A 19,311-nucleotide genomic window follows, 5' to 3' on the forward strand; every position below is an offset into this window, starting at 1 on the left:
TCATCCCACATCCAATGCCAGCAGGTCGTCTTCGGTCTCCCGCCGGACGATCAGACGAGCCTGGCCGTCGCGTACCGCGATCACCGGTGGCCGGGGCACATGGTTGTAGTTGCTGGCCATGCTCCGGCAGTACGCACCGGTGCCGGGCACGGCAACAAGATCTCCGGGCTGCACGTCGGCGGGCAGGAATTCATCCTTCACCACGATGTCCCCGGACTCACAGTGCTTTCCCACCACGCGGGCGAGCATCGGCTGCGCGCCGGAGGCCCGGGAGGCCAGCGTCGCCGAGTAGGACGCGTCGTAGAGGGCGGTGCGGATGTTGTCACTCATCCCGCCGTCGACACTGACGTACGTCCGGATGCCGTCGAGGTCCTTGACCGTGCCGACCTCGTAGAGGGTGAACACGGCCGGGCCGACGATGGCCCGCCCCGGCTCGATCGAGAGGTGCGGCACGGCCAGGTTCTCCGCCGCGCACTCCGAGTCGACGATCTTGCGCAGTCGCTTGGCCAGGTCCTGCGGTGTGGCCGGGTCGTCCTGGGTGGTGTACGCGATGCCGAAGCCGCCGCCCAGGTCCAGCTCGGGCAACTCCACCCCGCGCGCGTCGCGGATCTGCGCCTGCAGGGCGAGCACCCGACGGGCCGAGACCTCGAAGCCGCTGGCGTCGAAGATCTGCGAGCCGATGTGCGAGTGCAGACCACGCAGCTCCAGCACACCCTCGTCGAGGATCTTGAACGCGGCGTTCGCGGCAGCGCCGCCGGCCAGCGAGAAGCCGAACTTCTGGTCCTCGTGGGCGGTGGCGATGAACTCGTGGGTGTGCGCCTCGACGCCGACCGTCACCCGGACCAGCACCCGGGGCCGGACCCCCCGCTCACGGGCCAGCGCGGTGAGCCGGTCGATCTCGGTGAACGAGTCGACGATGATCCGGCCCACCCCGGCGTCCAGCGCGCGACCCAGCTCGGCGACCGACTTGTTGTTGCCGTGGAAGCCGATCCGCTCCGGCGGCATTCCGGCCGAGAGCGCGGTGGCCAGCTCACCTCCGGTGCAGACGTCCAGGTGCAGCCCCTCCTCGGCGATCATCCGGACCACCGCCCGGCAGAGGAACGCCTTGCCGGCGTAGTAGACGTCCTCGGTCGGGAAGGCCGCCCGGAAGTCGCGGCAGCGCGAGCGCAGGTCGGCCTCGTCGAGGACGTACACCGGGGTGCCGAACTCGGTCGCGATGTCGCGGACGCTCAGGCCCGCGACGGCGAGCGCGCCGTCCGCGCCGCGTGTCACCGACCGCGGCCACAGCGTCGGCAGCAGGGCGTTGACGTCCTCCGGGGTACGCAGCCAGGCTGGCCCCCGGTTGTTGATGTCCGCGTGCAGCGCACCGGCCTCATGAGCCCGCATGTCGTCACATCCTCTCGGGGGCGGAGACGCCGAGCAGGCGCAGGCCGTTGGCGATCACCGTGCGGGTGGCGTTGTTCAGCCAGAGCCGGGCGCGGTGCAGGTCGGTGACCTCCTCGTCACCCAACGGCAGCACGCGGCAGTTGTCGTAGAACCGGTGGTAGGAGGCCGCGACGCTCTCCTCCAGGTAGCGGGCCACCCGGTGCGGCTCCCGCAACTCGGCGGCGGTCGCCACCACCGCCGGGAACTCGGCGAGCGCCTTGAGCAGCTCGTTCTCCTTCTCGTGGTCGAGCAGCTCCGGGCGGAACGCGTCGGCGCCACCCGGGACCAGCCCCACCTCGGCGGCGTTGCGGGCGACACCCGCCGTCCGTGCCGCGACGTACTGCACGTAGTAGACGGGGTTGTCGCGGGTGGCCCGGGTCCACAGCTCGATGTCGATGTCGATCGGGGAGTCGCTGGAGTAGCGGGCCAGGGCGTACCGGGAGGCGTCCACGCCGATCGCCTCGACCAGGTCCTCCAGAGTGATCACGGTGCCGGCCCGCTTGCTCATCCGCATCGGGGCGCCGTCGCGCAGCAGGTTGACCAGCTGCCCGATGAGGATCTCCAGGTTGCGCTCCGGGTCGTCACCGAAGCAGGCGGCCATCGCCTTCATCCGGCCGATGTAGCCGTGGTGGTCGGCGCCCAGCATGATCACGACCCGCTCGAAGCCGCGCTCCCGCTTGTCCAGGTAGTAGGCGCAGTCCGCGGCGAAGTACGTCCACTCGCCGTTGGACTTGCGCAGCACCCGGTCCTTGTCGTCGCCGAAGTCGGTGGTGCGCAGCCAGGTGGCGCCCTCGGACTCGTAGAGGTGGCCCTGCTCGCGCAGCCGGTTCAACGCCAGGTCCAACTCGCCCCGGTCGTGCAGGTCCTTCTCGTTGAAGTAGGTGTCGAACTCCACCCCGAAGTCACGCAGCGAGGAGCGGATCTCGTCGAACATCAGCGCGACGCCCTCGACCCGGAAGACCTCCTGGGCGGCGGCGTCGTCGAGCGAGCGCACCTCCGGCCGGCGGGACTGCACCTCGGCGGCGATCTCGGCGATGTACGCCCCGCCGTAGCCGTCCTCCGGCGCCGGCTCACCCTTGGCGGCGGCGAGCAGCGACCGGGCGAACCTGTCGATCTGCGAACCGGCGTCGTTGAAGTAGTACTCCGTGCCGACCTCGGCGCCGGTGGCCCGCAGCAGCCGGCTCAGCGCGTCGCCGACGGCCGCCCAGCGAACCCCGCCGATGTGTACGGGGCCGGTCGGGTTGGCCGAGACGAACTCCAGGTTGATCTTCTCGCCGGCGAGCCGGTCGCTGCGGCCGTACTCCGCGCCGGCCTCGACGATCACCCGGGCGAGCTGGCCGGCGGCCGCCGCGTCGAGCCGGATGTTCAGAAAGCCCGGCCCGGCGATTTCCACCGATTTGATGCCGGGTGCCCGGCCCAGCTCGTCGGACAGGGCGGCGGCCAACTCCCGGGGCGGCACGCCCACCTTCTTGCTCAACTGCAGGGCGAGCGTCGAGGCGTAGTCGCCGTGCTCGGGGTTGCGCGGTCGCTCCACCACCGTGTGCTCCGGCAGGGCGGCGCGGTCCAGGCCGCGCTCGGTGAAGACGGCGTGGGCGGCGGCAAGGACGACCGAGGCGAGTTCTGCAGGAGTCACCCAGCCATGTTATCGGGGGTAGACTCGGGCACTCGGCGGCTACCCTGCGCGTCATCCGGCCCGCCACTCCCCTGACCGACCGACTTGACGAGGCACGATGAGCATCAGCACCCCCGGTGGCCCTGAGCGCCGCCCGACCGTGGTCAGCACCGGCAAGAAGCCGGCCGCGGGCCGGCCGGCGTCCGGCGCCAAGGCCGGCACCGGCAAGCCGGCAGCCACGCCACGGGCAGGCGGCAAGGGCCCCCGCAAGCCGGTCACCCCGGTCAAGGTGAGCCAGGGCCGGGCCTGGGGCCCGATCGCGCTCTTCGTCGCGGTGGGCGTGCTCGCTGCCGGCATCATCGGGTACGGCGCGTGGGCGTCGTTCCAGGGGGCGAAGCCGTGGGACAAGCGGGCCAACGCCATCGACGGCATCTCCAACATCCGCAAGTCCGACCCGGACAGCCTGAAGTACGAGTCGCACAAGTCGGGCCCGCTGACCTGGAACTACTCGCCGCCGGTGGGTGGGGTGCACAACGCCGCCTGGCAGAACTGCATGGGTGACGTCTACGACGCCCCGATCGCCAACGAGCACGCGGTGCACAGCCTGGAGCACGGCGCGGTCTGGATCACCTACCGCCCGGACCTGCCGAAGGACCAGGTCGACAAGCTCGCCGGCAAGGTGCGCGGTGTCGAGAAGATGCTGATGAGCCCGTACGAGGGTCTGGACAAGCCGATCTCGCTGCAGGCGTGGGGCTACCAGCTCAAGCTCGACAACGCCGACGACTCGCGGATCGACGAATTCATCAAGGACCTGCGGGTGAACGCCTCCGTCGAGGGCCCGACGGCGCTCTGCAACACGGGTATCACCGCCACCGGCACCACGCCGCGTGAGCTCCAGCAGCAGCCACCCACTCAGTAAGGACCGCGATGACTGCCCCCACCACCACCGACAGCGACTACGACGAGGTCCAGGCCGCCCCGGACGACGAGGGCGGCCGGGCCCCGGCGCGACGCTACGGCGTGCTGGCGCTCGCCATCATGGTGGTGGTGGGCCTGCTCCTCGGTTACGCCGGCGGCCTGCTCACCCCACGGCTCACCCGACCCGGTGACGCGTCGGTCGAGGCGGGCTTCGCACGGGACATGACGGCCCACCACGCCCAGGCGGTCGAGATGAGCCTGATCGCGTACCGGTCCGCGACGCTTCCCGAGGTGCGGCAGATCGCCGTCGACATCGCCACCGAGCAGCAGGGCGAGATCGGGGCCATGCAGACCTGGCTGCGCGAATGGGACCTGAGCCCGACCGGGTCACAGCCGCCGATGTCGTGGATGTCCGACGGTGCCAAGGTCAAGGATGGGCTGATGCCGGGGATGGCCACCCCGCAGCAGATGACCGCCCTGCGCGACGCTCAGGGCATCGAGGTCGACCGGCAGTTCCTGACCTTGATGTACAACCACCACCTGGGCGGCATCCACATGATCGACGCGGCGCTCGACGAGACCGACAACGCCGAGGTGGTGCGGGTGGCACAGACCATGAAGAACACCCAGCAGACCGAACTGAACAACCTCCAGCAGCTCCAGGCCCAGGCGGCCCAGGCCAAGGGCTGATCAGCCGGACGGGCGAACCGGGCCCGCGTCACCGCCGCACACCGGCGTGACGCGGGCCCGCGTCATTTCCCAGCTTGATCCACTCCAGATCGCCGAGGTGGGGCCATCCCCACGACCGGATACCCCCACCTCGCCGAAGTGGAGTGGATCAAGGCCCGGACAGCCACCTGGCGCGTGATCGACTCCCGGCCGGCGCGGCGATCGACTCCACCTCGCCGACGTGGGGCCATCCGCGCGCCGTGATACCGCCACATCGGCGAAACGGAGTGGATCACGGGTGTTGAGCGCCCTTCCAGCGCAGGGCGCATGATCGACTCGGCCTCTACGCAGGCCTCTCGTGCGTTATTGTCCACTGATGCCCGGTTGCGGGCGATTCGGGCGGTCGACCCGATTACGTTGCTTAGAGAGTTTTCTCCCCACATATCGTGACCAGTTGCGATTCGTGCTCGTTGCCCAAGACGTGGGGGTTGCACTCAGAGACGCACGGCGTTCGGTCACCAGCTGGTGCCGACGCCACACCATCGGCGGTGACGGGGCGGTGGCAGCCGTCCGTCGCGGACAGCGGCAGGGCGAGCCGGGAATGCTCAGCCGCGAACAGGAACTCGAACTGATCGACATACTGCGGGGCGTCCACCCCGACGAGTTCGGCCTGGACGAGGAGCTGTGGACACGGCAGAGCCTCACCACGCTCATTCAGCGCCGATTCGATCTTCCGTTGGACGCCGGCGCGGTCGGGGCGTACCTCCGGGCCTGGGGGTTGGGGCCGCGCGAGCCGCGCGAGCGGGCCTGCGGGCTCTGCGTCAGCGCGGTCGAGCGCTGGGTCCGCAGCGAGTACCCGGCGATCACCCGGGCCGCCCAGGAGCACGTCGCGGAGGTCTACTGGATCGGCCGGGTCCGGCTGCGCGGCACCATGCCGGCAGCCGACGTGATCTCCGCGGTCTCGTCGCGCGGCCGGGTGCGCTTCATGATCACCACGCCGACGGTCGACCCACCACTCCCCCGCGACTTCGTGCTGCGACTCAGCGGCGAGGAGCAGCGCACCGTGCATCTCATCGTGGACGGCTCCTGGCCGCGCAACGAGTGGCCACGGCGGCTCCCCCGGCGGATCGTCCTGCACCCGCTGCCCAGCTGTGGTCGGGCGGTCGCGGCCTGAGGACCGGGTGGGCCGGTCGTCGACACGATCGGCCCACCCGATACCGATTCGGCGTACGGGGGGCTGGTTTGCTAGTCTTCTCCAGTCGCTGAGCCCCCGTAGCTCAGGGGATAGAGCACCGCCCTCCGGAGGCGGGGGCGCAGGTTCGAATCCTGCCGGGGGCACTCACAACATGGAAACCGCCTCGGCGGCCGGCGTGCCGGCCACCGAGGCGGTTTCGTTGCTATGAGCCGCTTTGCGTGGTTCATTGCTGGTCACGGAACGGATCTTTGCATCAGCGCGCCGACGGCTCCCGCGTGCATGGTGACGCGGAGGGTTACCTGGTGTTTGGAGCGGTCGTAGCGGACGAGCCGCACCGCCCAGCCCGGCTACCGCCGTTCGAGGTCGATGACCAACTCGACGCCCTTTCGGTCTCCGCCTAGACGCGCGTGGACCTGCCACTGGCGATTGCCACCGCCGCGCACTCCTCCAGCTCGGCCAGCGCCGGCCGCTCGGACGGGTGCCCGATGTTGGCAACCAGGCTGCTCGCCTCTGCGAGCAGATCGCAAAGCTGGCGCACCAGGGCGGGCTGCTAGGCCCTCGGCAAGAACCGCCCGGTCGGGTTGTGGCATCGCGGGAGCCTCCTGATGGCCGGCCTCGTGCGAGGCGGTGCCATCGGGCGTTGACGATCCGAACCGAATTCTATACCAGCGATATATAACGCTGATATGCTCTCCGTGTGAGTCCACGAACTGCCGACCCCACGGTGCGGACGATGCTGGTCGAAGCGGCTGCGCGAGTGTTGGCCGAGGAGGGTGCGGCCGCGCTGACCAGTCGCCGGCTCGCCGCCGAGATCGGTTCCTCCACGATGGTCGTCTTCAGCCGGTTCCAGAGCATGGCGGAGATCCACTGGGCGGTCCGGGAGGAAGGCTTCGCCCGGCTCAACGCACGGCTCGACGCGCTGACGGCCTCGGACGACCCGGTCGCCGACCTCGTCGCGGCCGGCGCGGTGTTCTTCAACAGCGGCCTGGCGAACCCCCACTTGTACAAGGCGATGTTCATCGACCGCCCGCCCGAGGACGACAACCTTGGCACCGAGACGTTCGAGCGGCTGGTCGCGCTCATCCAGCGGTGCGTGGCCGCCGGCCGTTTCTCTGCCGCGCAGGAGTCTCTGGTGCCGGTCTGGGCGGCCCAGTTGTGGAGCATGCGACACGGGCTGGTGACCATGACGGTGGCCGAGCTGCTGCCGAGTGAACAGGCGCGGTTCGTCCTCGACGACATGGCCTACCGGCTGCTGGTCGGCTACGGCGACGACCCGGGTCGAGCCAAGCTGTCGATCGAACAGGGGAGCCGCGCGGCGGCCGATGCAGAGGAGGCCATGTCATGACCGGAGAGCATGTGCGGCCGGACAGCGCGGAGAGCGATCGCCCCGCCGCGACCGCGTCGCCGACCACGATGACGACGTTGTGGGAGCGCACCGGTGGCCTGACCGGGCTGATCCAGTCGTCCCTGCCGCCGACGGTGTTGGTGATCTCCAACTCGCTGTGGGGCGTCTACCCCGCGATCGCCGCCGCCGCCGCCACCGGCGCGCTCATCACGGTGCTGCGGGTGGTGCGGCGACAGCCCTTGCGTCCGGCGTTCGGCGGCTTCGTCGGCGTGGCGGTGGCCGGCACCCTCGCCGCGCGCAGCGGTGAGGCGCGCGACTTCTTCCTGGCCGACATCTGGTGGTATTGCGTGGCGACCATGATCCTGACCCTCTCGATCCTGGTCCGCCGGCCGCTTGTCGGCGTGATCTGGAGCGCCATGAAGGGCGCCGGCCTGTGGTGGCGCCACGACCGTCCGTCGCTGCGGCGGTACGACATCGCCACCGCCGTGCTCGCGGCCATATTCGCGGCCCGGTTCGTCGTGCTGCAAGGGCTGTACGAGCAGAACGAGGTCGGTTGGCTGACGTTCTCGAAGATCGCGATGAACTATCCACTGTGGGCGCTCGCGCTGCTCGTCATCGTGTGGGCCGTGCGTCGCGCGGACCACCGCCTCGGCTACTGCCGGGACCGCTGACCTCCACGCACTCCCGCCCGACGCCCACTCGCAGGAGAAAACTGATAAACGATGGCGCACCAAGTGCCACGTCATCTCCGCGGAATGTGGGCCAGTCGTCGCCGTCGAGCACAACCCCGCCTGACCACCCCGCGAGGGCCTGCGCCCACACATGATCAAGAATGTCGCCATGCTGTTTCTCGTGCTGCTCCTCGCCGCGCTCGCCGGAGCCGTCACCGCGACGGTCCTCACCGTCCGGGGCATCAAATCGGCGTTCCGGAGAGGCGAACGCGACCGGCGGGGTTGGCTGCGGACGGTGGCGCTCCTCGCCGGTGCCGGCACCGTGGCCATGTACGCCTGGGGGCTGCTCCACCTCGGTTACGCGGTAATGCGGGCGGAGGACGGCGGCGCCGGCTCCTTCCCGATCGAACCCTGCCGGGAGGCCGGGCCACAGCGGGCGAGCCACGTCAACGGGTACGAGGTCAGCTTCCTGCCGATCCGCTTCGAGTGCCGCCTCAGCGGCGGCGGCACGTATGTGACCTCGTCGGTGCCCGGGTACGTCAACCCGAGCACGATCGTCCTCGGGCTGCTCACCGCCACGTGTGGGGTCCTCGCCGCCAGGACGGCACAGCGCGAGCCGTCGCCGCCGGTCGCGTAGACGTTCGACCGACGGCGACGGCTCGCGCTCAGCTGCCGACGTACGCCGCCAGGTGCTCGCCGGTGAGGGTGGAGCGGGCGGCGACGAGGTCGGCGGGCGTGCCTTCGAAGACGATCCGGCCACCGTCGTGCCCGGCGCCGGGGCCGAGGTCGATGATCCAGTCGGCGTGCGCCATGACCGCCTGGTGATGCTCGATGACGATCACCGACTTGCCGGCGTCGACGAGGCGGTCGAGCAGGCCGAGCAGTTGCTCGACGTCGGCCAGGTGCAGGCCGGTGGTCGGCTCGTCGAGGACGTAGGTGCCGCCCTTCTCGGCCATGTGGGTGGCCAGCTTCAGTCGCTGCCGCTCGCCGCCGGACAGGGTCGTGAGCGGCTGACCCAGGCTGAGGTAGCCGAGCCCGACGTCGGCGAGGCGGTCGAGGATGGCGTGCGCGGCCGGCGTACGCGCCTCGCCCGCGCCGAAGAACTTCTCGGCCTCCGTCACCGACATCGCGAGCACCTCGCTGATGTCGCGACCGCCGAAGCGGTATTCCAGCACCGAGGCCTGGAACCGCTTCCCCTCGCAGTCCTCGCAGGGTGCAGCGACACCGGCCATCATCCCCAGGTCGGTGTAGATGACACCGGCGCCGTTGCAGCTCGGGCAGGCGCCCTCGGAGTTGGCGCTGAACAGCGCCGGCTTCACACCGTTGGCCTTCGCGAACGCCTTGCGGATCGGGTCGAGCAACCCGGTGTACGTGGCCGGGTTGCTCCGCCGCGAGCCACGGATCGCGCCCTGGTCGATCGAGACCACACCCGCGCCCGCGGGGATCGAGGAGCGCACGAGCGAACTCTTGCCGGAGCCGGCGACGCCGGTCACGACGACGAGCACCCCGAGCGGTATGTCGACGTCGACGTCGTGCAGGTTGTTGGCCGTCGCGCCGTGGATCTCCAGTTTGCCGGTGGGGGTACGCACCGTCTCCTTGAGAGCCGCCCGGTCGTCGAGGTGTCGGCCGGTGATGGTGCCGCTGGCCCGCAGGCCTTCCAGGGCGCCCTCGTAGCAGACGGCACCGCCCGCCGTCCCGGCTCCGGGCCCGAGATCGACGACGTGGTCGGCGATGGCGATGGCCTCCGGCTTGTGCTCCACGACCAGCACGGTGTTGCCCTTGTCGCGCAACTGCAGCAGCAGCTCGTTCATCCGCTGGATGTCGTGCGGGTGCAACCCGATCGTCGGCTCGTCGAAGACGTAGGTGACGTCGGTGAGCGAAGACCCGAGGTGGCGGATCATCTTGGTGCGCTGCGCCTCGCCGCCCGAGAGGGTGCCCGACGGCCGGTCGAGCGAGAGGTAGCCCAACCCGATCTTCTCGAACGAGTCGAGGAGGTGTTGCAACCCCGCCAGCAGCGGGGTCACCGACGGCTCCTCGATCTCCCGTACCCAGGCGGCGAGGTCGCTGATCTGCATCGCGCAGGCGTCGGCGATGTTCTTACCCTTGATCTTCGACGACCGCGCCTCCTTGCTGAGCCGGGTGCCGGCGCAGTCGGGACAGGTCGTGAAGGTCACCGCCCGCTCCACGAAGGCACGGATGTGCGGCTGCAACGCGTCGATGTCCTTGGCGAGGAAGGACTTCTGGATCTGCGGGATCAGACCCACGTACGTCAGGTTGATCCCGTCGACCTTGATTTTGGTTGGTTCCCTGTGGAGCAGGTCCTGCAGCTCCCGCTTGGTGTACTTGCTGATCGGCTTGTCCGGGTCGAAGTAGCCGCAGCCACGGAAGATCCGGCCGTACCAGCCCTCCATGCTGTAACCCGGGATCGTGATCGCGCCCTCGTTGAGCGACAGGCTGTCGTCGTACAGCGCCGACAGGTCGATGTCGGTGACCGCGCCCATGCCCTCGCAACGCGGACACATACCGCCGAGACGGGTGAAGCTCGCCCTCTCGGTCTTCGTCTTGCCGGCACCGCGGTCGACGGTGATCGCCCCGGTGGCCTTCACCGAGGGGACATTGAAGGAGTACGCGTTGGGCGAGCCGATGTGCGGCTGCCCGAGCCGGCTGAACAGGATGCGCAGCATCGCGTTGGCGTCGGTGGCCGTGCCGACGGTGGATCGCGAGTTCGCGCCCATCCGCTCCTGGTCCACGATGATCGCCGTCGTCAGCCCGTCCAGCAGGTCGACCTCGGGACGCGCCAGCGTCGGCATGAAGCCCTGCACGAAGGCGCTGTACGTCTCGTTGATCATCCGCTGCGACTCGGCGGCGATGGTGCCGAACACCAGCGAGCTCTTGCCGGAGCCGGAGACACCCGTGAACACCGTCAGCCGGCGCTTCGGGATCTCGACGCTGACGTCCTTGAGGTTGTTCACGCGCGCGCCCTGCACCCGGATCAGATCATGGCTGTCGGCAACGTGCGGCGCGGACGGCTGGGTGGCCGTGCTCATCGTGTCTCCATCTGTCGTGCCGGAATGTCAGCGCAGTTCCTGGATGCGGACCATATTGCCTGCGGGGTCCCGGAAGGCACAGTCGCGTACGCCGTACGGCTGCTCGGTCGGCTCCTGGACGACCTCGGCGTCGCTGGCCTCCAGCTTGGCGAAGGTGGCGTCGAGGTCGGGGGTGGCCAGGTTCACGCCGAAGTAGCTGCCCTTGGTGACCAGTTCGAGAATGGTCTGGCGCTCGTCGTCGGTGATGCCGGGGGTGGCGGCCGGCGGGTGCAGGACGATCGACGTCGTGGGCTGGCCGGCGGGCCCGACCGTGATCCAGCGCATCCCGCCGTAGCCGACATCGTTGCGCACCTCGAAACCGAGGGTGTCGCGGTAGAAGGCCAGGGAGGCGTCGGGGTCGGTGTGCGGAAGGAAACTCGAGTGAATGGTGATGTCCATGGCCGTCACGCTAGTTGCGACCTCGTGACCTGCGCTTCTCGATTCCTGATCGGTCTGGTCACCTGCTTCGCCAGGCAGGATGGCATCCCCGCCGTCGCCTGCGCCGACTGGCGGCGGTAGACGCTGGGCGGCACGCCGACCAGCTCGGTGAAGCGGGTGCTGAAAGTGCCCAACGACGAACAGCCGACCGCGAAACAGACCTCGGTGACACTCAGGTCGCCACGACGCAACAGCGCCATCGCCCGCTCGATCCGCCGCGTCATGAGATAGCTGTACGGAGATTCGCCATAGGCGAGCCGGAACTCGCGGCTGAGGTGCCCGGACGACATGTGCGCGCCCCGGGCGAGCGCCTCGACGTCCAGCGGAGACGCGTACTCCCGGTCGATCCGGTCGCGGACCCGGCGCAGCCGCGCGAGGTCGCTGAGTCGCTGCGTCGCGTCGGGTTTGCTGGTCACCTGGAAAATCGTGCCACAACCCCCCGTCAATCGGCCTGCCGCCGGGCGCGGGCCCGGCGCTTTCCCTCGTGCATGGCCTGCACCCGGGCCACCGGGATGGTCCGGCCCTCGGCCACCAGGTCAGCCGGGAGCGGCTGCGGCGCCGGCATCAGCGCGGCCCACGGATCACCGTCACCGAGCAGCGCCGGCGCGGTCCGGATGGTGAAGTCGGCGGGGGCCACCTCGGTCAGGTCGGCCCAGTCGACCGGGAAGGAGACCGGCGTCCCGGGGCGAAGTCGAGGGCTGTACGCCGCCGCCACGGTCGCCCCGCCGGCACGGGTCGCGTCCACGAAGACCCGGCCACCCCGGTCCTCCTTGATGTACGCCGTGGTGGCCAGCGCCGGGTCGAGCCGCTCGGCGCGGACGGCGAGCGCCCGGGTGGCGGCGGCCAACTCCTCCGCCGTGGGCTCGTCGGCCACCGGGACGAAGACGTGCACGCCCTTGGCGCCGCTGGTCTTGACCGCACCGGCCAGACCGGCATCGGCGAGGGCCTGGCGGACCAGCAGGGCTGCGCCAACCGCCGCGCGGAAGCCGTCGCCCTCCGGCGGGTCCAGGTCGAGCACCAGGTGGGTTGGACGGTGCGGGTCCGCCGCGGTGGCCAGTGTCGGGTGGTACTCGACCGCCCGCTGGTTGGCGAACCAGAGCAGGGTGCGCCGGTCGTCGCAGAGCGCGTACGAGATCTCCCGCTGCGACGCCTCGGCCCAGACCGGCACCCGGCGGACCCAGTCCGGGGTGTAGCGGGGCAGGTTCTTCTGCATGAACGGCGGCTGGCCGGGGCGGACCCGGATCACCGACAGCGGCCGGCCCCGCAACTGCGGGAGGATCCGCGCACTGACCGCGTCGAGGTAGTCCACCAGGTCACGCTTGGTCGCGTCATCGCGGTCGGACAGCGGCTGGTCCAGGTTGGTCAGGGCCACGCCGTCCCGGGTCTCGTCAGCCTCGCTCACCCGACCACCCTCCCGGCCTCGCTGCCGTCGGTCAACTGGACGCGGCGCTTTGGTACGGATCGACTCCGGTACCCACCGCGGCCGTGCCGGACGGATCGGCGGCCGACGACGGCCCGGCCGAGCGTCGGTGCAGGGTGGTCAGCGCGACCAGCAACGCGGCCAGCACGAGTCCGGCAGCCACGGCGAACGCCGTCCGGTAGCCGCCGGCCAGCGCGGCAGTCTCGGTCCAGCCGGCGGCCCGCAGGCCGTCACTGCGAGCGGCGGCCAGGGTGGCCAGCGCGGCCAGGCCGACCGCGCCGCCGATCTGCTGGGTGGTGTTAGCCAGGCCGGAGGCGAGCCCGGCGTCCGCGTCGGTCGCGCCGGCCATGGCCAGGGTGGTGACGGCCGGCAGGGTCAGACCGCCGGCCACCCCGAAGACCAGCATCGCGGGGAGTACGTCGGCGACGTAGGCACCGTCGGCGGGCAGCCGGGCGAGCAGCAGGAAGCCGATGGCTGCCAGGCCGAGCCCGGCCAGCAGCATGGTCCGGGCCCCCCAGCGGGCGATCAGCCGACCGGCCAGGCCGAGCGACACCACCGCGATCACGACCGGGGTGGGCAGGAAGGCCCAGCCGGTCGCGGCCGCGTCCAGCCCGAGCACCAGTTGCAGTTCCACGGCGAGCAGGAACTGGAAACCGAAGTACGCGCAGATCATGAGGAACTGCACGGCGTTCGCCGCCACCAGACCCGGAACCCGCAGCACTCGCGCCGGCAGCAGCGGGGTCGCCGCGACCCGTTGACGTAGCGCGAACCCGCCGAGCAGCAACGCCGCGAGGGCCACCGCGCCGAGGGTTCGGGGGCTGGTCCAGCCGTGCTCGCCCGTCCCCACGATGCCCAGCACGGCGGCCATCAGACCGGCGGTGGCGAGTAGCGCGCCGGGCAGGTCCAGGCCGGCCCGCAGGCCGATCCCCCGTTCGGCGGGGAGCCTGCGGACGGCCGCGAGCAGGATGGCCGCCCCGATCGGCAGGTTGACCAGGAAGATCGCCCGCCACCCGGCCACCTCGGTGAGCACCCCGCCGGCGACGGTGCCGACCGACGCACCGGCCGCGCCGGTGAAGCTGAAGACGGCGATGGCGCGGGCACGCTCGGCCGGTTCGGGATAGAGCCGGACGATCATGCCGAGGCTGACCGCCATGGCCAGCGCCCCGCCGACGCCCTGGCCGAACCGCGCGAGCACCAGCAGGGCCGGCCCGGTGGCAACGGCGCAGGCCAGTGAGGCCAGGGTGAACAGCGCGACGCCGGCCAGGAAGACCCCCCGCCGGCCGAGCAGGTCGCCGAGTCGGCCGGCGAGCAGCAGCAGCCCGCCGAACGCGACGAGGTAGGCGTTGACCACCCACGCCAGGCCAGCCGCGGTGAAGCCCAGATCGCGTTGCACGGCGGGCAGCGCCACCGCCACGACGGTGCCATCCAGGATGATCATCAGGCTGCCGGCGCAGAGTACGAGCAGCGCTGGCCAGCGGGACGGAACGACGCGGTCCATGAACCCCTCCTTGGTGCACGATTTGTTACCGAGGTCATCGTCTGTGACCATGGACCGGAGCGGAAGGAGGCACTTTGATGTCCCAGAGGAACAGCGATGTGTCCGCGCCGATCGAGACCGAGCTGGCCTGCGCGGCCGAAAACGTGCCGTTCACCCCGGGTCAGGCTCGGGCGTGCACCGTCCGCGAGGTGCTCGACCGGGTCGGCGGGAAGTGGAGCATCGGCGTTCTGGTGGCCGCCTCCCACGGGCCGGTGCGCTTCACCGAGTTGGAGCGGCACATCGAGGGGATCAGCCGCCGAATGCTCACGCTGACGCTGCGCAACCTGGAACGGGACGGCCTGTTGCACCGCACGGTCTACCCGACCGTTCCGCCCAAGGTCGAGTACACCGCCACCCCGATGGCACTGGAGCTGTACGAGTCGCTGGTGGCGCTGACCACCTGGGCCGAGCGCCACCGCCGGGCCATCGCCGAGGCGCGGACCAGGTACGACGCCGAGCACACCGGATAGCACCGCCGGGTGTGGTGAACGCCACCGCTTCCGTCTGACCGATCGGTCAGGGTCTGACCGATCGGTCAGGCATGCTGGTCTGCGGGGGTGGACCGATGATGGCGAGAGCGGTGTCCGAAACGCACGGCGAGATCCTCGCCGCGGCGGCGCGACGATTCGCGGTGACCGGCTACCGGGGCACCTCCCTGCAGGACATCGCCCGCGAGGTCGGCTGCTCCAAGGCCACCGTGCTCTACCACTTCGCCAACAAGGAAGCCCTGCTCGCCGAGCTGATGGCACCGGCCATCGCCGTGCTGCAGGACCTCGACGACCAACTCACCGACCTGACCGGCGCGGCCGCCCAGGAGGTCGCCGCAACCGGCTTCGTCGACCTCGCGGTCCGGTTCCGACGCGAGATCGCGGTGCTGCGCGGCGAGTTCCCGGAGCTGCTGTGCCAGCCACCCTTCGCGCACATCCAGCGGATCTCCGAACGGCTGCGGGACGCGTTGGCCGGGCACTCCGACCGGCCGGGACCCCGGATCGCCGCGCTCGTGCTGCTCGCCGGCATCTCCGAGGCATGCGCCGAGTTCGTCGACATCCCCGACGACGAGTTGCGCGCCGCCCTGCTCACCCTCGTCCGGCGGGCCATCGAACCCGTCGACGCACACCTGCCCCGACAACCCACGACCGAGGACAAGGACTCCTGATGGCCACCCTGCTCTACCGGCTCGGCCGGGGCGCGTTGCGCCGGCGACGGCTCGTCGTCGCGCTCTGGCTCGTCGTACTCGTCGTCGCCGGCCTGGCCGCGGCGACCCTGCGCGGCCCGACGGCGAGCAACTTCACCATGCCCGGCACCGAGAGCCAGCGCGCGCTCGACCTGCTGACCGAGCAGTTCCCCGCGGCCAGCGGCGCCACCGGCACCATCACGATCAAGGCACCCGCTGACGGCCAACTGACCACCCCGCAGGGCCAGGCCGTGGTGCAGGAGCTCGTCCAGCAGGCCTCGGCACTGCCCGGCGTGGTCGGCGCGGTCAACCCGTTCCAGGTCGGCGCGGTCACGCCCAACGGCCGGTACGCGCTGGTCCAGGTCCAGTTCGCGACCGGCGGGGACGACGTGACCGACGCGCAGCGCACCGCGTACGAGCAGGTTGGCGCTTCGGCCAGGGCACAGGGTTGGCAGGTCGCCCCGGGTGGCGAGGTGCTGGGTGGCGAGCCGGAGATCGGCTCCACCGAGGCGCTCGGCGTACTCGTCGCCGCGATCGTCCTGATCATCACGTTCGGCTCACTCGTCGCGGCCGGAATGACCATGCTCAACGCGCTGATCGGCGTGGGCGCCGGAATGGCCGGGCTGTTCGCGCTGAGCGGCGCCGTCCAGCTCACCAGCACCGCCCCGATCCTGGCGCTGATGCTCGGCCTCGCGGTCGGTATCGACTATTCGCTGTTCATCACCTCCCGGCACCGGCAGAACCTGCTCGACGGCCTGTCCCCGGAGGAAGCGGTCGGCCGGGCCGTGGGCACCGCCGGCTCCGCGGTGGTCTTCGCGGGCGCCACCGTGGTCATCGCGCTGGCCGGGCTTGCCGTGGTGGACATTCCGTTCCTCACCGTGATGGGTCTCGCCGCCGCCGGCACCGTCACCGTCGCGGTCCTCGTCGCGATCACCCTCCAGCCGGCACTGCTCGGCTTCGCCGGTCGCCGGGTACTCCCCCGTCGGCTGCGCGCCGTCGCCACCGACGACACGGTTGCCGGCACCACCGCACCGGCCCAGCAGACGGACACCGCGACCGAGGACCAGTCCCGGTTCGGGTTCCGCTGGGCGCGGCTGGTCACCCGATTCCGCGTACCGGTCATCCTGGTCGGCCTGCTCGGCCTGGGCCTGCTCGCGCTGCCCACGCCGGACATGCGGCTGGCTCTGCCGGGCGCCTCGACGGCGGCCGTCGGCTCACCCGCCCGGGTGGCGAACGACCTGACCACCGAGGGTTTCGGAGCGGGCTTCACCGGCCGGCTCGCGGTCGTGGTCGCCGGTGACACGCCACAGGCCACCTCGGCCGCCGTGCCGCAGGTGACCGCGCTGGTGCAGCGCACCAAGAATGTTCTCGCGGTCGCGCCGGCCCAGCTCAGCCCGGACGGCCGGACCGCGCTGCTCGGCGTGATCCCGAAGACCGGCCCGACCGACGAGGCCACCGAAACCCTGGTCCACGACATCCGCGGCTCGGTCGGCGGGATCCGCGACGCGGACGTGCTCCTCACCGGCGTCACCGCGATCGGCATCGACGTCTCCGAGAAGCTCTCCGACGCGCTACCGATCTACCTGCTGCTGGTGGTCGGGCTGTCGGTACTGCTGCTGATGCTGGTGTTCCGCTCGCTGCTGGTGCCGGTCAAGGCCGCGCTGGGCTTCCTGCTCACCGTCGCCGCCACGTTCGGCATCACGGTGGCGGTCTTCCAGCAGGGACACCTCGCCGACCTGGTCGGACTGGACACGCCGGGCCCGCTGATCAGCTTCCTGCCGATCCTGCTGATCGGCATCCTGTTCGGGCTCGCGATGGACTACGAGGTGTTCCTGGTGTCCCGGATGCGGGAGGACTTCGTACACGGCAAGTCCGCCCGGCAGGCCACCATCAGCGGCATGGGACACGGCGCGCGCGTGGTCACGGCCGCCGCACTGATCATGATCTCGGTCTTCGGGGGCTTCGTCTTCCTGGAGGACCCGGTGATCAAGTCGATGGGCTTCGCGCTCGCCATCGGTGTCGCCATCGACGCGTTCGTGGTCCGGATGACCATCGTCCCGGCGGTGATGTCGCTGCTCGGCGACCGCGCCTGGTGGCTGCCGAGGTGGCTCAACCGCGCTCTCCCCAACGTCGACATCGAAGGCGAAGGCCTCCGCACCCACCTGGAAGACCGCACCCCGACGCACGTCTGACCCCAACCGACAGTGGAGGTGTGGTGCCCGAGGGTGCCACACCTCCACTACGTCAGACGCCTGCTGGGTAGGTCTCCATCTCGCCGGGGGCTGCCGGGACCTGCAGCGGGTGCAGGGCGGTGGTTTCGTCGCACCAGATGAAGGCGTCGTAGCGGTCACCCAGCCGCGTCGGCACGTAGTTGCCCCAGGACTCGAAGGACGGGTCGTAGACGACCCCGATCGCCCGGTGGTCCGCGGTGTCGGTCACCCAGCCTGGCTGGTCGTCCCCGCCGAAGATCAGCACCGCTCGCTCCGGCATCAGTTCGTGCAACCGCCGCTCGACCGACCCCTGCCGGGCCGGCGGCACCACCATCGACTCGGGAGGCGACCCCCACCGGGGAGCGGCGATCACCGTGCCCCGGTAGCTACCGAAGCCGATCAGGGCCACCGCGTCGTCACCGTGCCGTTCCCGGGCCAACTGACCAATGTTGACCATCCCGTCCGCGGCCATGTCGGTGGCCCGGGCATCCCCGACGTGCGTGTTGTGCGCCCAGACGATGCCTCGGGCTTCCGGGCCGTACCGGTCCAGTAGCCGATCCAACGTGTCCTGCATGTGGGTGTCCCGGATGTTCCACGAGTCCGGCCCGCCGGCCACCATCGCCCGGTAGTAGCGCTCCGCGCCGGCCACCACCTCCGCGTTCTGCCAGGCCGAGAAGCGATCCGGACCGTCGTTGAGGGCGTGTTCGCGGGTCCGGGCGAGTAGCCGGACGACCTCCTCCTCGCAACGGGCGGAGACGAACCGGCTGGCCGCGCCGTACTCCTCGACCCTCTTGCCGTACGGCTCGAAGCAGCGGTACGCGTCCTGCGCCGCCTCCAGCGACGTCGGGTCCTCCTCCCCCAGGTAGTCGAAGATCGCCTGCATCGACTCCCAGAGGCTGTACACGTCGAGCCCGTGGAACCCGGCGCGCTGATCCTCCGGACGCTCCACATTCCAGGCCCGCAGCCAACTGGCGAACCGGGCCACCTCGGCGTTGGCCCACATCCAGGTCGGCCACCGCTCGAACTGCTCGAGCGCGAGTTGCGGCTCGAGTGCGCCGCCCGGCGCGGCGGTCACCGAACGGTGCACCCGGTCACAGTCCGGCCAGTCGCCCTCAACGGCGACGAAAGAGAAGCCGCACTCCGCGATCAACCGGCGGGTGAGCTGCTCACGCAGCCGGTAGTAGTCGTAACTGCCGTGGGTGGACTCGCCGATCATCACCACCCGGGCGTCCCGAACGCGCTCCAGCAACGGGTCGAAGTCGCTCGGCGCGCCGAGCCGCTGAACCAGCATGCCAGCGGCTACCCGACCGCCGCTGCGGCAAACCGTGGGCGCGTCACGGCCCGACACGCCGGCCGCCGGGCCGTCGTGCGGGCCGGTCCGGACGGTGTACGCCCAGCGCGAGCGGGTAGCCGGCCGACATGACCGTCACCGGGGTTCAGTTGCAGGAGTACCTGGCCGGGCTCGACTACCCGGTCTCCCGGGAGGACCTGGTCCGCTGGGGGCAGGAGAACGGGGCAAGCACGGCGATGTTGCAGATGTTGCAGGCGTTGCCGGCGGAGCAGTTCGACTCACCGGACGAGCTGAACGCCGCGCTGACCACCCTCTCCTGA

At 70.6% G+C, this 19,311-nt stretch carries 18 protein-coding genes and 1 tRNA gene; 11 read left to right on the forward strand and 8 right to left on the reverse strand.

Annotated features, from left to right (window positions below; all coding sequences use genetic code 11):
* Both lysA and argS read right to left on the reverse strand, forming a co-directional pair.
* Positions 1-1,386: a diaminopimelate decarboxylase gene (gene lysA, locus C7C45_RS00740; protein WP_110561641.1), complete on the reverse strand. Its 1,386-nt coding sequence runs from the start codon at positions 1,384-1,386 to the stop codon at positions 1-3.
* 4 nt (positions 1,387-1,390) lie between these two features.
* Positions 1,391-3,058 carry an arginine--tRNA ligase gene (argS, locus tag C7C45_RS00745; protein ID WP_110561642.1) on the reverse strand — a complete coding sequence of 556 codons (1,668 nt, stop codon included), beginning with the start codon at positions 3,056-3,058 and terminating at the stop codon, positions 1,391-1,393.
* Positions 3,059-3,155: 97 nt separating this feature from the next.
* Here argS and C7C45_RS00750 point away from each other — a divergent pair, with 97 nt between their 5' ends.
* The 7 genes from C7C45_RS00750 to C7C45_RS00780 all read left to right on the forward strand — a co-directional run bounded on the left by C7C45_RS00750 (position 3,156) and on the right by C7C45_RS00780 (position 8,472).
* Positions 3,156-3,956 carry a DUF3105 domain-containing protein gene (locus tag C7C45_RS00750; RefSeq protein ID WP_110561643.1) on the forward strand — a complete coding sequence of 267 codons (801 nt, stop codon included), beginning with the start codon at positions 3,156-3,158 and terminating at the stop codon, positions 3,954-3,956.
* Between the two features lie 8 nt (positions 3,957-3,964).
* Positions 3,965-4,645 (forward strand): DUF305 domain-containing protein, encoded by a 681-nt coding sequence (locus C7C45_RS00755; protein WP_110561644.1) that lies wholly within the window; start codon positions 3,965-3,967, stop codon positions 4,643-4,645.
* A gap of 460 nt (positions 4,646-5,105) precedes the next feature.
* Positions 5,106-5,798 carry a winged helix-turn-helix domain-containing protein gene (locus C7C45_RS00760; RefSeq protein WP_110561645.1) on the forward strand — a complete coding sequence of 231 codons (693 nt, stop codon included), beginning with the start codon at positions 5,106-5,108 and terminating at the stop codon, positions 5,796-5,798.
* Between the two features lie 92 nt (positions 5,799-5,890).
* Positions 5,891-5,962, forward strand: a tRNA-Arg gene (locus C7C45_RS00765).
* Between the two features lie 554 nt (positions 5,963-6,516).
* Positions 6,517-7,164, forward strand: a complete 648-nt coding sequence (locus C7C45_RS00770; RefSeq protein ID WP_146247219.1) for a TetR/AcrR family transcriptional regulator — start codon at positions 6,517-6,519, stop codon at positions 7,162-7,164.
* Positions 7,161-7,835: a DUF3159 domain-containing protein gene (locus C7C45_RS00775; protein ID WP_110561647.1), complete on the forward strand. Its 675-nt coding sequence runs from the start codon at positions 7,161-7,163 to the stop codon at positions 7,833-7,835. Before C7C45_RS00770 ends, C7C45_RS00775 begins: the two co-directional genes overlap by 4 nt.
* Positions 7,836-8,004: 169 nt before the next feature.
* Positions 8,005-8,472 carry a hypothetical protein gene (locus tag C7C45_RS00780; protein ID WP_146247220.1) on the forward strand — a complete coding sequence of 156 codons (468 nt, stop codon included), beginning with the start codon at positions 8,005-8,007 and terminating at the stop codon, positions 8,470-8,472.
* Positions 8,473-8,500: 28 nt separating this feature from the next.
* On the opposite strand, the gene C7C45_RS00785 is transcribed toward C7C45_RS00780, so the two are convergent.
* From C7C45_RS00785 to C7C45_RS00805, 5 genes are read right to left on the reverse strand one after another with little or no spacing between them, the layout of a single operon-like run.
* Positions 8,501-10,882, reverse strand: a complete 2,382-nt coding sequence (locus C7C45_RS00785) for an ATP-binding cassette domain-containing protein (RefSeq protein WP_110561649.1) — start codon at positions 10,880-10,882, stop codon at positions 8,501-8,503.
* A gap of 27 nt (positions 10,883-10,909) precedes the next feature.
* Positions 10,910-11,320, reverse strand: a complete 411-nt coding sequence (locus C7C45_RS00790; protein WP_110561718.1) for a VOC family protein — start codon at positions 11,318-11,320, stop codon at positions 10,910-10,912.
* A 5-nt stretch (positions 11,321-11,325) separates the two neighbouring features.
* A complete protein-coding gene (locus tag C7C45_RS00795) occupies positions 11,326-11,775 on the reverse strand; it encodes a helix-turn-helix transcriptional regulator (protein ID WP_110561650.1) in 450 nt (149 codons plus the stop codon).
* A gap of 26 nt (positions 11,776-11,801) precedes the next feature.
* Positions 11,802-12,761, reverse strand: coding sequence for a DNA polymerase domain-containing protein (locus C7C45_RS00800; protein ID WP_110561651.1), 960 nt, complete (start codon positions 12,759-12,761; stop codon positions 11,802-11,804).
* 31 nt (positions 12,762-12,792) lie between these two features.
* Complete coding sequence (locus tag C7C45_RS00805; RefSeq protein ID WP_208641021.1) at positions 12,793-14,277, reverse strand: MFS transporter; 1,485 nt, start codon at positions 14,275-14,277, stop codon at positions 12,793-12,795.
* A 77-nt stretch (positions 14,278-14,354) separates the two neighbouring features.
* Between C7C45_RS00805 and C7C45_RS00810 the strand changes: the two genes are divergently transcribed.
* The 3 genes from C7C45_RS00810 to C7C45_RS00820 all read left to right on the forward strand — a co-directional run bounded on the left by C7C45_RS00810 (position 14,355) and on the right by C7C45_RS00820 (position 17,682).
* On the forward strand, positions 14,355-14,786 hold the full coding sequence (locus C7C45_RS00810; protein WP_208641022.1) for a winged helix-turn-helix transcriptional regulator: 432 nt from the start codon (positions 14,355-14,357) through the stop codon (positions 14,784-14,786).
* Between the two features lie 98 nt (positions 14,787-14,884).
* Positions 14,885-15,472 carry a TetR/AcrR family transcriptional regulator gene (locus tag C7C45_RS00815; protein WP_110561720.1) on the forward strand — a complete coding sequence of 196 codons (588 nt, stop codon included), beginning with the start codon at positions 14,885-14,887 and terminating at the stop codon, positions 15,470-15,472.
* Entirely contained in the window at positions 15,472-17,682 is a 2,211-nt protein-coding gene (locus tag C7C45_RS00820) for an MMPL family transporter (RefSeq protein WP_110561653.1), read from the forward strand. Before C7C45_RS00815 ends, C7C45_RS00820 begins: the two co-directional genes overlap by 1 nt.
* A 52-nt stretch (positions 17,683-17,734) precedes the next feature.
* Here C7C45_RS00820 and C7C45_RS00825 read toward each other — a convergent pair whose 3' ends face one another.
* On the reverse strand, positions 17,735-18,991 hold the full coding sequence (locus tag C7C45_RS00825) for an erythromycin esterase family protein (RefSeq protein ID WP_110561654.1): 1,257 nt from the start codon (positions 18,989-18,991) through the stop codon (positions 17,735-17,737).
* A 128-nt stretch (positions 18,992-19,119) separates the two neighbouring features.
* Here C7C45_RS00825 and C7C45_RS00830 point away from each other — a divergent pair, with 128 nt between their 5' ends.
* Positions 19,120-19,311: a DUF2795 domain-containing protein gene (locus C7C45_RS00830; protein WP_110561655.1), complete on the forward strand. Its 192-nt coding sequence runs from the start codon at positions 19,120-19,122 to the stop codon at positions 19,309-19,311.

This window comes from Micromonospora arborensis, from assembly GCF_003205615.1.
Taxonomy (GTDB): Bacteria; Actinomycetota; Actinomycetes; order Mycobacteriales; family Micromonosporaceae; genus Micromonospora; species Micromonospora arborensis.

Excerpts from the sequence above, each read along its gene's own strand:
- C7C45_RS00805 (WP_208641021.1), bottom strand. The coding sequence starts at position 14,277 with ATGGACCGCGTCGTTCCGTCCCGCTGGCCAGCGCTGCTCGTACTCTGC.
- C7C45_RS00810 (WP_208641022.1), top strand. The coding sequence starts at position 14,355 with ATGTCCCAGAGGAACAGCGATGTGTCCGCGCCGATCGAGACCGAGCTG.
- C7C45_RS00820 (WP_110561653.1), top strand. The coding sequence starts at position 15,472 with ATGGCCACCCTGCTCTACCGGCTCGGCCGGGGCGCGTTGCGCCGGCGA.
- C7C45_RS00825 (WP_110561654.1), bottom strand. The coding sequence starts at position 18,991 with ATGCTGGTTCAGCGGCTCGGCGCGCCGAGCGACTTCGACCCGTTGCTG.
- C7C45_RS00780 (WP_146247220.1), top strand. The coding sequence starts at position 8,005 with ATGCTGTTTCTCGTGCTGCTCCTCGCCGCGCTCGCCGGAGCCGTCACC.
- C7C45_RS00790 (WP_110561718.1), bottom strand. The coding sequence starts at position 11,320 with ATGGACATCACCATTCACTCGAGTTTCCTTCCGCACACCGACCCCGAC.
- C7C45_RS00775 (WP_110561647.1), top strand. The coding sequence starts at position 7,161 with ATGACCGGAGAGCATGTGCGGCCGGACAGCGCGGAGAGCGATCGCCCC.
- C7C45_RS00755 (WP_110561644.1), top strand. The coding sequence starts at position 3,965 with ATGACTGCCCCCACCACCACCGACAGCGACTACGACGAGGTCCAGGCC.
- lysA (WP_110561641.1), bottom strand. The coding sequence starts at position 1,386 with ATGCGGGCTCATGAGGCCGGTGCGCTGCACGCGGACATCAACAACCGG.
- C7C45_RS00785 (WP_110561649.1), bottom strand. The coding sequence starts at position 10,882 with ATGAGCACGGCCACCCAGCCGTCCGCGCCGCACGTTGCCGACAGCCAT.
- C7C45_RS00750 (WP_110561643.1), top strand. The coding sequence starts at position 3,156 with ATGAGCATCAGCACCCCCGGTGGCCCTGAGCGCCGCCCGACCGTGGTC.
- C7C45_RS00830 (WP_110561655.1), top strand. The coding sequence starts at position 19,120 with ATGACCGTCACCGGGGTTCAGTTGCAGGAGTACCTGGCCGGGCTCGAC.
- C7C45_RS00815 (WP_110561720.1), top strand. The coding sequence starts at position 14,885 with ATGGCGAGAGCGGTGTCCGAAACGCACGGCGAGATCCTCGCCGCGGCG.